Source organism: Microcoleus pseudofavosus SVA1_A4 (assembly GCF_036700565.1).
Lineage (GTDB): Bacteria > Cyanobacteriota > Cyanobacteriia > Cyanobacteriales > Microcoleaceae > Microcoleus.
This window is the reverse complement of record NZ_JAUBPE010000003.1, coordinates 118,116-131,067: the sequence shown is the minus strand read 5'-3', so window position 1 is coordinate 131,067 and position 12,952 is coordinate 118,116. Positions and strand designations below refer to the sequence as shown.

At 44.5% G+C, this 12,952-nt stretch carries 9 protein-coding genes; 7 read left to right on the top strand and 2 right to left on the bottom strand.

Annotation, left to right across the window (positions count from 1 at the left end; all coding sequences use genetic code 11):
• Positions 1 to 367 precede the first annotated feature (367 nt).
• Entirely contained in the window at positions 368 to 1,246 is an 879-nt protein-coding gene (locus QUA02_RS02335; RefSeq protein WP_333025011.1) for a Cof-type HAD-IIB family hydrolase, read from the bottom strand.
• 489 nt (positions 1,247 to 1,735) lie between these two features.
• Between QUA02_RS02335 and QUA02_RS02330 the strand changes: the two genes are divergently transcribed.
• The 7 genes from QUA02_RS02330 (at position 1,736) to clpP (ending at position 11,565) form a co-directional block, all read left to right on the top strand.
• On the top strand, positions 1,736 to 7,219 hold the full coding sequence (locus QUA02_RS02330; protein WP_333025010.1) for a trifunctional serine/threonine-protein kinase/ATP-binding protein/sensor histidine kinase: 5,484 nt from the start codon (positions 1,736 to 1,738) through the stop codon (positions 7,217 to 7,219).
• Between the two features lie 45 nt (positions 7,220 to 7,264).
• The gene (locus QUA02_RS02325) at positions 7,265 to 8,677 is read left to right on the top strand and encodes an adenylate/guanylate cyclase domain-containing protein (protein ID WP_333025008.1); all 1,413 of its coding nucleotides are present in this window, start codon (positions 7,265 to 7,267) and stop codon (positions 8,675 to 8,677) included.
• Positions 8,678 to 8,767: 90 nt separating this feature from the next.
• Complete coding sequence (locus tag QUA02_RS02320; RefSeq protein ID WP_333025005.1) at positions 8,768 to 9,901, top strand: acyltransferase family protein; 1,134 nt, start codon at positions 8,768 to 8,770, stop codon at positions 9,899 to 9,901.
• A 110-nt stretch (positions 9,902 to 10,011) separates the two neighbouring features.
• On the top strand, positions 10,012 to 10,134 hold the full coding sequence (locus QUA02_RS02315) for a hypothetical protein (protein ID WP_333025003.1): 123 nt from the start codon (positions 10,012 to 10,014) through the stop codon (positions 10,132 to 10,134).
• Positions 10,135 to 10,199: 65 nt separating this feature from the next.
• On the top strand, positions 10,200 to 10,445 hold the full coding sequence (locus QUA02_RS02310) for a DUF433 domain-containing protein (protein ID WP_193976708.1): 246 nt from the start codon (positions 10,200 to 10,202) through the stop codon (positions 10,443 to 10,445).
• Positions 10,446 to 10,550: 105 nt separating this feature from the next.
• Positions 10,551 to 10,745: a hypothetical protein gene (locus QUA02_RS02305; protein WP_333025000.1), complete on the top strand. Its 195-nt coding sequence runs from the start codon at positions 10,551 to 10,553 to the stop codon at positions 10,743 to 10,745.
• A 202-nt stretch (positions 10,746 to 10,947) separates the two neighbouring features.
• The gene (gene clpP, locus QUA02_RS02300) at positions 10,948 to 11,565 is read left to right on the top strand and encodes an ATP-dependent Clp endopeptidase proteolytic subunit ClpP (RefSeq protein ID WP_333025102.1); all 618 of its coding nucleotides are present in this window, start codon (positions 10,948 to 10,950) and stop codon (positions 11,563 to 11,565) included.
• A 338-nt stretch (positions 11,566 to 11,903) separates the two neighbouring features.
• Here clpP and QUA02_RS02295 read toward each other — a convergent pair whose 3' ends face one another.
• Complete coding sequence (locus QUA02_RS02295; protein ID WP_333024998.1) at positions 11,904 to 12,896, bottom strand: slr1353 family protein; 993 nt, start codon at positions 12,894 to 12,896, stop codon at positions 11,904 to 11,906.
• Between the last annotated feature and the right edge of the window lie 56 nt (positions 12,897 to 12,952).

The window sequence follows — 12,952 nt, the reverse complement described above, 5'->3', positions numbered from 1 at the left end:
CTCGCGAGCGAGACGCTCGCACTGCACTCGGAAAAATATCATTCCGATGCCAACCGAAACAATATTTCTTCTTCAATTCTTCCTTCGCGTTCTTCGCGTCTTCGCGGTTCGTTAAACAAATATTATTAGGCTTGTAGTGAGGACTTTAGTCCTTCATAAAATTCAGAGGACTGAAGTCCTCACTAAAAACGTTATAACCGTCGCTCCTGCGTTATATCCAATCCGGCTGTGCCGGAATGATAGGTCGGAAACGGCAGTGCCGTTTCCCTACCGTGATTAATTGTAGGGAAACGGCACTGCCGTGTCCCGATCTCAGGTAATATTAATTCCGATGCAACCGGATTTGATATTATTTTTGCTACAAATATCAGCAGCCCAAAACAAATTGTTCGATCGCAGCAGCCACCCCATCATCCTCCACATCCGGCGCCACCCAATTAGCAACAGCCTTCACGCCATCAGGAGCATTCCCCATCGCCACGCCCACACCCGCGTAGGAAATCATTTCTAGATCGTTAAAATTGTCGCCGATCGCCATCACATTCGCCGCCTGCAAACCCAAAATTTCCTCGGCTAAATACTGCACCGCATCTCCCTTATTCGCCGAAGGATGCGTAGCTTCAAAAAAAGTAGCAACCGATCGAGTTAAATAAAGTTCCGCAGGCGTGTAGCGCTCCCGCATACTGATGTGCAAGCCGTCGAGTACCGCCGGATTCTTGCACAAAGCCAAAACTTTCGTCGGTTCCCCCGGAATATCTCGCCGCAAATCTTTAATCACGATCGGTTCAATGCCCGATCGTTCGGCATAAATTCGGGTAGCTGCGGTAATTTCCGGCACGTAAAGTTTGTCGTCAATGTAGAAATGGATCGAAAGGAGCGGTCGCAAATCCGGTTCTTCAAAATAATCTAACAGTTGCAGAGCAGTTTGTTTCGACAGCGGCAAGTGTCGCAGCCGCTTTTGAGCAGCGATGTCTTGAATCCACGCGCCCTGGTAACAAATCAGCGGCAAAGTTGAGCCGATGTCCGAGTGAAAACGCAAAGCCGATCGGTACATCCTGCCCGTAGCGACGGCCACTTTCACCCCGCGCGACTCGGCCGCCAAAATTGCCTGCTTGACTGGTTCTCGGATGTCATTTGACAAACCTGCGATCGTGCCGTCGATATCCAGTACCAGTAGTTTAATGTCTGGGGTGCCAAAAGCGCGATCGGTCGCAGTCGCGGGACTTGAGGCAGTTATATTCTGCATGGTTTTTTGATTTTAGCTGTTGATTTGCACGCACCAGTTTATTTTGGCACTGCCGGGATAGCAAAGTGCGGCTTCTGATTTTTTGAATACTACAATATAGATAAGTGAGGAAACACAAAAAAAGTATCGAGCATCAGCCTTGGCGGGTTTGGCTAAGCTATATAATAAGCAGCCAATTTACTGCGGTAATAACCGCCTTATACCTGCGATCTTTATTTCCACTTACTTAATTAGGACTTACGCATGGGAGCCCAGAAACAGGTTTTTTTTACGAAACTACTTCGTTGCAGCCCGCAGATTCGGTAACAAACCCGGTTTCTTTGGTCTGAATACGTAAGTCCGGTTAATAATATGCGTTTAAAAAAAATGCGTCTGTAGGCCCGCAATCCAAACTCTTAGACGATCGTTCATTCCCACTTCTTGAATCTCAAATATAAAATTTAAAATCTAAAATTGTATAACCTCACCTTTAAAACACCCCGAAATAGCATGATTACCATCCCCGGATACCGCATTGACGGAGAACTTTATACAAACCCTCACACAGTTATTTATCGAGGGATGCAGCTTGACGAACAAAAACCAGTTATCCTCAAAACTCTCACGCCAACCTACCCTAACCCAGCCCAAATAGCGCAACTCCTGCACGAATCCGAAATTATTAAAAACTTGAATTTGCCTGGAATAGTCAAGTTTTACAAACTCGAAAAATACAATCACTTTCCTGTTTTAATTTTAGAAGATTTTGGCGGCATTTCCCTAAAAGAATTTCTCAGCAACGGCCCGCTAGAGTTACAACAATTTCTGCAAATTGCCATAAAATTAGCAGAAACTCTCGGGCAACTCCACGAACATCACATCATCCACAAAGATATTAAACCGAGCAATATTATTGTCAATATCGAGACAGGGGATGTCAAAATTGCTGATTTTGCGATCGCCTCCCTGCTACCGGGCGAAAACCCCGCCCTGGGCCATCCCAATTTACTCGAAGGAACCCTCGCCTATATGTCTCCCGAACAAACGGGACGCATGAATCGGGCGATCGATTACCTGAGCGATTTTTATTCTTTAGGCGTCACCTTTTATGAAATGCTCTGCGGCGAATTGCCTTTTAATGCCACCGATCCGATGGAATTAGTACACTGCCATATTGCCAAAACCCCAGTTTCTCCTTGTGAAAATAGAAAGCAGAAAATAGAAGGCAGAATCAATCAAGTAGAAAGCGAGGAGATTCCTCAAGTCGTTTCCAACCTCGTCATGAAACTATTAGCAAAAACCGCCGAAGACAGGTATCAAAGTGCTTTCGGACTTTTGTACGACTTAGAAACTTGTCTCGCTCAACTGCAAACAACAGGCAAAATTTCTCACATCACCCTCGGCCAGCAAGATCGGTCAAGTCACCTGCAAATTCCCCAAAAACTTTACGGGCGAGAAGCCGAAGTTAAGATGCTTCTCAGTACGTTCGATCGGATGAGGCGCGGCAATACAGAAATCGTGCTCATTTCCGGTTGTGCCGGTCTGGGCAAATCGTGGTTAGTATATGAAATTTACAAGCCGATTCGGCGGGAAAACGGGTATTTTATTGACAGCAAATGTGAGCAATTTAAGCGCGATATTCCCTACACTTTTTTGCTCCAAGCTTTTCAAGAGTTGTTGCGGGAAATCCTCACAGAAACAGCCGGCCAAGTCCAAGTTTGGAGACAAAAAATCTTAAATGCGCTCGGCGGCAACTGCCAAGTAATTATTGAAGTTATTCCCGAAGTAGAACTGATTGTCGGGCCGCAGCCCCCAGTGCCAGATTTAGGAGCAAGTGAATCTCAAAATCGCTTTAATTTAGTATTTCAAAAATTCATCCGCGTCTTTACTAAAAAAGAACACCCGCTGGTAATTTTCCTCGACGACTTGCAGTGGATCGATTCAGCATCGCTCAAGTTAATACAACTGCTAGCAACAGATATAGAAAGTCAATACTTATTAATAATTGGAGCATATCAAGAACAAGAAGTAGATGCCAATCATCCCGTAATGCTCGCGGCCAAAGCAATTAGAAAAGCAGGCGGGACTGTGAGCGCGATCGCCCTTTCGCCTTTAGATATCAACAGCGTCAATCAATTCGTTGCTGATACTCTCAACTGCGCACCAGAAAAATCGCTAAATTTAGCAGAGTTACTTTTTCAAAAAACCGCAGGAAATCCCTTTTTCTTAACTCAATTGCTGAAGTATATTTACTCAAAAAAATTTCTACAATTTAAATTTGAACCGTCAGAAAGTTCGGTCGAGCCGACCGAACCTCCCCTTTCTGACTTTGCCCGACAAATCACAGGCGAGTGGCAGTGGGATATCGAGCAAATACAACAAATGGAAATAACTCACAATGTTGTAGAATTAATGATAGACAACATTCAGAAACTTTCAGAGAATACGCAGGAACTGCTCAAATTAGCCGCTTGTATCGGCAACAGATTTGATTTGGGAATTCTCTCGATAATCGGCGAAAAACCTCTGGCGTTCGCAGCAACCGACCTCTGGGAAGCACTTCAGTCCGGTCTGATTGTGCCCGTGAATAACGCCTACAAAATTCCGATCGCGCTAGCAGCAACCACAGAAGTAACAGACAAAATATCTACAGACTTTACAGATGAATTTTCCCTACCAGTTGCTGATGCTGCTAGCACGAATTACGAATTTTTGCACGAGCGAGTACAGCAAGCAGCTTATGCTTTAATATCCCAATCTCAGAAACAAGAAACCCATCTCAAAATCGGCAGATATCTGCTGCAACACGCACCTCCCGAGCAATTAGAAGAGCATATTTTTGATACAGTCAACCAACTAAATGCAGCCCAACAAATCATTAGCAGCGAATTAGAAAAATTTCACTTATGCCAATTAAATTTAATTGCAGGCCGCAAAGCAAAAGCAAGTGCAGCTTACGAACTCGCCGTCAAATATTTCACCGCAGGTATTGAATTGCTTCCCCCGGAAAGTTGGCAAACTGACTACGACTTGACTCTTGCACTCTACGAGTCAGCCGCAGAAGCAGCTTACCTCAATACCGAGTTTGAACTAATGGAAAAATGGGCAGAAGTTGTCCTGCAACACGCAAAAAATGAACTAGACAAAATCAAAGTTTTTGAAATCAGAATCACAGCTTGTGCGATGCAAACCAAACTCCAAGAATCGGTAAAAATTGGTCTGGAAGCACTAAAAATGTTAGGAATCAACTTCCCAGAAGCGCCGATTCCCCTCCACATTCAGCAAGCACTAGCTAAAACCGCAGCTTATTTAACCGGGAAAAAAATAGAAGATTTAATTAACTTGCCGGTGATGACAAATCCGCGAAAATTAGCAACTATGCGCGTGCTTTCCAGTATGTTTTCAGCTACGTTTATAGTTGAACCTGTGCTGCAGCCGTTGATTGTGTGCGAGCAAGTTCATTTATCTATAAACTACGGAAACTCGGCTTTTTCTGCTTTCGGTTATGCTAATTACGGAGCAATTTTAAAAGGAATAGTTAGAGATATTGAATCCGGCGATCGCTTCGGTCAATTAGCTTTAAATTTGATCGCTAAACTCAATGCTTTAGAATTTAAAAGCAAGACGCTTAATTTAGTAGCATTCATTTTGATGCACGGAAAGCATCACGTTAAAGACACTTTACCGCTGTTAGAGGAAGCCTATCAAAGCGCGCTAGAGAATGGTGATTTAGAATGTGTCGGATATTCGGCTGTAAATATTTGCCAATCTTTGTATTTCATCGGTCAAGAATTGCCACAACTGGAACGAAAGATGGCAAATTACAACCATTTGCTGTCGCAACTCAAGCAAGAAACGGTATTGAGTTGGAATCAAATATATCGGCAAACAGTGTTGCACTTGATGGGAAACTTGCCAAGTTCCGACATTTTATTAGGTGAAGCTTACAGCGAAGAAAAATTGCTGCCTCTGCTGTTAAAAGCTAACGATCGGGTGGGACTCCAGCACTTTTATTTGCAAAAATTAATATTATCGTATTTATTTGGAGATGTCGAGCGAGCTCTAGAAAATGCAGCGCAAGCCGAAGTTTATTTAGACGGAGTTGCGGGCTTTATTAATGTTCCTGAATACCATTTTTACGATGCTCTCGCCCGACTAGCAGCATATCCATCTGCAACAAAAGAGGAACAAGAAGAGCATCTTTCTTCCGCAACCAGCAACCGAAAAAAGCTGCAAAAAAAAGCGCTTTCTGCGCCGATGAATTTTCAACATCAATGCGACTTAATTACCGCAGAAAAAGCGCGAGTCTTGGGCAATATTGTGAGAGCAATGGAATATTACGACTGGGCAATTCAAGGAGCACAACAAAACGGATACATACAGGTACAAGCACTCGCGGCCGAATTGGCAGGAGCATTTTATTTATCCATAGGAAGAGAAAAAATTGCTAAAACTTACTTGACAGAAGCGCGTTATTGCTATCAGCGTTGGGGAGCCAAAGCCAAAGCAGCGCATTTAGAATCAAAATACTCGCACTTGCTAGCTTCAGCCTCGATTTCAACTAATATCGAAACTCACAAATCTATCAGCAGCGCTTCCACTACCAGCAGCAGTGCAGGCGTGCTAGATTTGACAACAGCAGTCAAAGCATCGCAAGCCTTAGCTGGCGAAATAGTTCTAGACAAACTGCTGGCAAAAATGATGAAAATTGTTATTGAAAATGCCGGGGGGCAAATAGGGTTTTTAATACTAGAAAAATCCGGTCAATGGGTGATTGAAGCATCAGGATCTGTAGATGTCGATCGCGTTGCTGTCATGCAATCAATTCCCATAGATTTTGTAGCAGACGATCGAGAAGTAACTTTGCTGGCAGTTGCAGTTGTCAACTATGTCGCTCGCACCCAGGAAAGCGTAGTTTTAAACGATGCCGCCCGCGAAGGACAATTTACTCGCACACCCTATATAATTGCCGTTCAACCTAAATCAATTCTTTGCACTCCTTTAATCAATCAAGGCCAACTCTGCGGCATTCTATATTTAGAAAACAATCTGACTACAGGCGCTTTTACGCCAGACAGGTTAGAAATATTAAAACTGCTGTCTTCTCAAATTTCTATCTCGATCGAAAACGCCCAACTTTACGCCAATTTGCACGAATTCAATCAGAATCTCGAAAATTTAGTACAGCAGCGTACCTCCGAGCTCTCCCAAACTTTAGAAGATTTAAAATCTGCCCAAAATAAACTGGTAGAATCGGAAAAAATGGCTGCCCTCGGAGGGTTGGTTGCAGGTGTTGCACACGAAATCAATACTCCCATCGGTATCGGCATCACCGCCGCTTCTCTGCTCGCTGAAAAAGCCACAAAATTTTTTGAGCTTTACACCAACGGCAAAATTAAACGCTCCGAGTTAGAAAAGTTTCTGGATACCGCCGTGCAAAGCAGTAATATGATCTTATCCAACCTCACGCGGGCGGCGGACTTGATTCACAGTTTTAAAGAAGTAGCAGTAGATCAGTCGAGCGAATTCAAACGCACGTTTAACTTAAAAAACTATCTAGAGGAAATTTTGACATCCTTAACTGCCAAACTCAAAAGAACTAAACACAAAATAGAGATTAAGTGCGATGAAAATATTTTACTGAACAGTTACCCTGGCGTGCTGTCTCAAATTGTGACAAATCTGGTGTTGAATTCCCTAATTCACGCTTACGATAGAGAAGACGAAGGAATTCTGACCTTTGATTTCAAACTAGAGGACGATCGGCTAATATTTGAATATGCAGATAACGGCAAAGGAATTCCCCAGGAAAATCTCAGTAAAATCTTTGAACCGTTTTTTACCACCAAAAGAGGTCAGGGCGGCACAGGATTGGGACTGCACATTATTTACAACCTCGTCACGCAAAAACTAAAAGGCACAATTGGCTGTGAAAGTCAACTAGAGAAAGGCACAAAATTTACGATTGAATTTCCCGCTAAAATTGGCAATTAGTTATTATACTGCCAGTTTTAATAATTCTATTTAGGAGAACGATAAATGTCAGAAGCTAGTAAAAACCTGGTCGCTGCGTGCGATAACGAATTAATAGCGGCGGGCGACGATGAATTAATATTTGCCGAAGAAGACGAGGCGGAAAAAAAAACCATAGAAGCCAGTTGGAAAATATTAATTGTAGATGATGAAATAGAGATTCACAATATTACCAAACTCGCCTTAAATGATTTTACTTTTGAAAATAAACTCATCACATTTATCAGCGCTTTCTCAGGCAAAGAAGCCAAAGAAATGATCCAAGCTCATCCAGATATAGCATTGATTTTACTCGATGTAGTGATGGAAACAGAAGAGGCAGGCTTGGAAGTAGTAAAATACATCCGCGATATTTTAGACAATAAAATAGTGCGGATTATTTTGCGCACCGGACAGCCGGGACAAGTGCCAGAAGATGTAGTAATTGTCAGCTACGATATTAACGATTACAAAACTAAAACAGAACTGACAAACAAAAAGTTATTTACCACGGTAGTAACAGCGCTGAGAGCATTTCGCGCACTAACTCAAATCGAAGCCAGCAAAAGCGAACTCGAAAAAATTGCAACAGCTTCCGCCCGCTTTGTCCCCCGCGAATTTTTAAGATTTCTCAAAATTGAAAGCATTGTTGATGCTAGATTGGGAGACTCTGTACAGGCAGAAATGACGATTATGTTTGCCGACATTCGCTCATTTACAAGTTTGTCAGAAAGTATGTCTCCCCGAGAAAACTTTGAATTTCTAAACTCTTATTTAAGCCGAGTTGGCCCAGTTATCCGCCAGTACAACGGTTTTATAGATAAATACATAGGTGACGGGATTATGGCTTTGTTTCCTAACAGGGCTGAAGATGCTGTGCAAGCAGCAATTGAGATGCAGCAGCAAGTAAAAATTTATAACAGACACAGGCAAAATAGCGGCTATCAACCTATTTCGATCGGGATTGGTTTGCATACGGGAACTTTAATGTTGGGTACTATTGGCGAAGCGGAACGGATGGAAAGTACGGTAATTTCGGATGCTGTGAATTTAGCCGCCCGCGTGGAAGGATTGACAAAGCTTTACGGAGTTGGTATTCTAGCTAGCGTTCAAACACTTTGCCGAATCGACGATCCCCAACATTACAAGTGCAGGTTTCTCGATCGCGTTCAAGTAAAAGGAAAACAAACACCGGTTGCTGTATTTGAAATTTATGACGGCGACTCGGATATCATGATCGAACTAAAAGCACAAACGCAAACTTATTTTGAACAGGGAATTTTTTTTCACTACCAGCAGCAATTCGCGCAAGCAAGGCAAATGTTTCTGCGCGTCTTGCAAGTCAACAAGTATGATAAGGCAGCAGCTTTTTATGCAGAACGCTGCGATATGTTGATGAAGAATGCAGTCATAATGACTTTGGAAGGAATTGAAATTTAATTAATGATTAATGGGTAATGAGTAATGGGTAATTGGTAATTAGTAGTTTTTCTTTCTTCCCTCTTCATTCTCCCTTCTCCCTTCTCCCCTATGCGCTTAAAATCCCTTGATGTTTTTCGCGGAATTGCGATCGCCTCCATGATTCTAGTCAACAACCCCGGTAGTTGGAAACAGGTTTATCCGCCACTAGATCACGCAGAATGGCACGGTTGCACCCCGACAGACTTAGTATTTCCCTTTTTTCTGTTCATCGTTGGCTGCGCGATGTCCTTTTCTCTGTCAAAATATACCCAAACTACTACAAAAACAAACACAAATATTTACTGGCGAATTGTGCGCCGCGCAGCCATTCTATTTATATTAGGATTGCTGCTAAATACATCTTCGATCGCCCTTGACGTACTTCTCAACAGCGCCCCAGTGGAAAACTTCGGTAAAATCCGCATTATGGGAGTATTGCAGCGCATCGGCTTAGCTTATTTTATCAGTGCGATCGCCATTCTCAACCTTTCCCCCCGCAATCAAAAACTGCTCGCGGTTGTCGTATTATTCGGCTATTGGGCTGCATTAACCGCAGTGCCTGTAGGGGGGTACAGCGCCGGCCTCCTCACGCCAGAGGGGAATTTAGGAGGATATATCGATCGGCTAATTCTCGGCAGCCAACACCTGTACAAAGGTGGCCCCTTCGACCCCGAAGGATTGTTGAGCACCTTACCCGCAGTTGTAACAGTCCTGATCGGCTACTTTACAGGAGAATGGCTGCGAGTACAGCAAATCAAAACCCGTACCAGTATCAACTTAGCAATCGGCGGCCTAAGTTGCGTAGTAATCGGCCGTTTGTGGGGATTTTCCTTTCCGATCAACAAACAACTTTGGACGAGTTCCTATGTAATTTTTACCGCTGGTTGGGCGTTGCTATTACTAGCAGCTTGCTACGAAACAATTGAAGTACGAGGTTGGAAATGGGGGAAACCGTTTGAAATCATGGGATTGAATGCTATTTTCGTGTTTGTTGCTTCCGGGATTGTCGCCAGAATTTTGTTGAAAACTCATATCGGCAGCGGCGAAAGTGCTCCAACTACCTACACTTGGATTTACGAAAACTGGTTTTTGCCGTGGGCTGGCCCGCTGAATGGTTCTCTGGCATTTGGTGTGGCTGCGGTGTTATTTTGGTGGTTGATTTTGTATGGAATGTACCGCCGCGGTTGGGCGATAAAAATTTGAGTAGTTTGGTATGTAGTGGATATAATTTTTTTAACTATCTGAGATAAATGCGATCGCTCTTTCTAGCAAAACACCAGTTTAAGTTAAAATAGAAGGCAGGAGGATTTAGTATGCCAACTACTGCTCAAGAAATCTATATTCAAGTTGTCCGCACTTTGTCACCAACGGAGCGGCTACGCTTGGCAACTCCGATCCTCAACGAGTTATCAAATCAAAATGTCGCTCTCGTCTAGCCAAGTGATACCTGGACTGAGGACGATCGTCTCAGTGTAACAACCTTTTCTTTGCAATCAGATTCATGACTCCCCAAAATTTTTATACGATCTCCACACTACCTATCATTCATAGCGACCCCGACATTCTAGGGGGAACTCCTGTCTTTATGGGTACTCGCGTGCCGATGAAGACCCTGCTTGATTATCTCGAAGCTGGTGATTCGCTCAATGAGTTTCTAGACCATTTCCCTAGCGTCAAACGTGAGCAAGCGATTTCTGTTCTCGAATTGGCAAAGGAAATGCTGACTGCTTATGCGAATCCTGCTTGATGAGTGTGTCCCGCGACCTCTAAAACGTGAACTCACAGACTATGAGGTGCGAACTGTTGTAGAAATGGGATGGGCAGGTAAAAAAATGGTGAATTATTGAAACTCATGATGCAGGAGAGTTTCACCATTTTGCTGACTGCGGATCAGAATTTACGTTATCAGCAAAATTTGCAGCAGGCTGGAGTTGCAGTCATTGTGATGGTCGCGCCCACCAATCGTCTTCCCGATTTGCTTCCACTAATACCCAGCGTTTGTAGTGCGCTGATTAGGATCGCTCCGGGCGAAGCGATCGAAGTCTAATAAAAGATAGTCGCTGTGTTTTAATGTATCACCAGAAATTCGATCGCACCCGTTCAAGTTTTGACTGTGGACTCGACAATACCTCAATCCAGCCCAAATTAAGGATTTTGGCCGTAAAAGCCGATCGCCCGCCACCGAATCCCTAACTACAAATAAGCCCCACCCGCTAAAATTAAAAAATAGAGACGTAAATAGGCAGGCCCTGTCAATGATCCCAACAGTTATAGAACAATCCGGTCGCGGCGAACGCGCCTTTGACATTTACTCGCGACTCCTGCGCGATCGCATCGTCTTCTTGGGCCAACAGGTTGACTCTGACTTAGCCAACCTGATCGTTGCCCAACTGCTATTTTTAGATGCCGAAGACCCAGAGAAAGATATTTACCTCTATATCAACTCCCCTGGGGGTTCGGTAACAGCAGGTATGGGCATTTTTGACACGATGAACCACATCCGCCCCGACATTTGCACTATTTGTCTCGGTTTGGCCGCCAGCATGGGCGCTTTTCTGTTGAGTGCCGGCGCTAAAGGCAAGCGGATGAGTTTGCCTCACTCCCGGATTATGATCCACCAACCTCTAGGCGGTGCTCAAGGACAAGCAACCGATATTGAAATTCAGGCCAAAGAAATTTTGTACCACAAACGCCGCCTGAACGAACATCTTGCCAACCATACCGGTCAGCCGCTTTCCCGCATTGAAGAAGATACCGAACGGGATTTCTTCATGTCCGCTGAAGAAGCAAAGGACTACGGCTTAGTGGATCAAGTGATCGATCGCCGTCCTTCCGCCAGCCGCCCGATCGCCGCTGCCGTCGCGTAAATTAAAAGTTAAAAATCAAAAATGGGAAAATATTCTTCATTTTTGATTTTTAACTGTCATATAGCAGTCCTAAATCAGTCGCAAAATCGATCGAGATCAGAATCCTTGTAGTGCGAGCATCTTGCTCGCGTACTATTTTTCAAATCATTTAGGATTGCTATATAGCAGTTTTCAGTTGAGTGAAGTACAGATATCGGGCGCAGGCCACGGCAGTGCCCTGTCTAAAGCTGTATTTCATAGAATTGAAAACTGCTATATGTAGATCCCTCTACAAAAACATAACACCTAGAAACCCGGTTTTTGTAAGCGCGGTGCGCCGTGCGAACCCTACATAATTACTAGGGTAAAGATTCGAGATACTGCAGGAAGTCGAGCAATTGTTCTTGCTTTAAGAAATGCCGCGCTTCTTGACCGTAAGCTTGTTTGAGATAATCTTTTCCTTGGTTGGGAGTCCAGCCCAACCGCTTGATTTCCTCAGTGGTTCTGCTGTAGATTTCCAGATATTCTAGAAAATCTACTAACTGTTCGCTAGAAAGCTCTCTCTGCGACGACTTGCCGTAATTGTGTTCGAGACAGTCGCTTTCCTGTTTTTTCTTCCATTGCAGGCGTTTGAGGATGGCGTCTATTTGGGCGATCGTATCAGAATCATCCTCGATCGCATCGCTCGGAATTCCCACCGCGATCGGTTGCAATTCCCTGACGGAGGCAGCACCCTCCTGCAGTTCACTTTGGCTAGCAGTCGGCACATCCAGTTCCGCGATCGGTTCGCCGTAGCTTGAAGAAAGCCAAGCGTCCGAGTCTAACTCCTTCGATCCAAAACCAGTCGCAGCCCGATCGACCGTTGGCGGCAGCGGTTCCGGTACAGGTGCGATCGCCTCGGAATTTAATTTCGCTTCAGTATTGACAAAATTGCTTTGATATGGTATAGCAAATTTATCGGTAACAGGCATTTCTAAAACAGGAAGAGCAGCACTCGTCGGCGGAACCGGAACCGCAACAGCAGCAACCGGAGCCGGAACCGCAACAGCAGCAACCGGAACCGGAACCGCAACAGCAGCAACCGGAGCCGGAACCGCAACAGCAGCAACCGGAGCCGGAACCGCAACAGGCTCGATCGCCTCCTGCGGCGCAGCAAATGCCAGGACAGCGAGCGAGCGCAACCGGGCGCGGTCTTCAGCCTCCTCAACAGACTCAGCAGCCGACATACCAGTAGCGAGAGTTTTGCCGTCAACCTGAACCAGACAGCGAACCACAAACTTACCGTGATGAATAGTCAGCAACTCACAGATTAACTGTCCAGCGGGATAAAGGGCACGAAATTCAGCAAACATAGTTTTTTGACCCCGAAACCAGAAGGGGCTTATGACTTAAGTTTAGTACACGATCG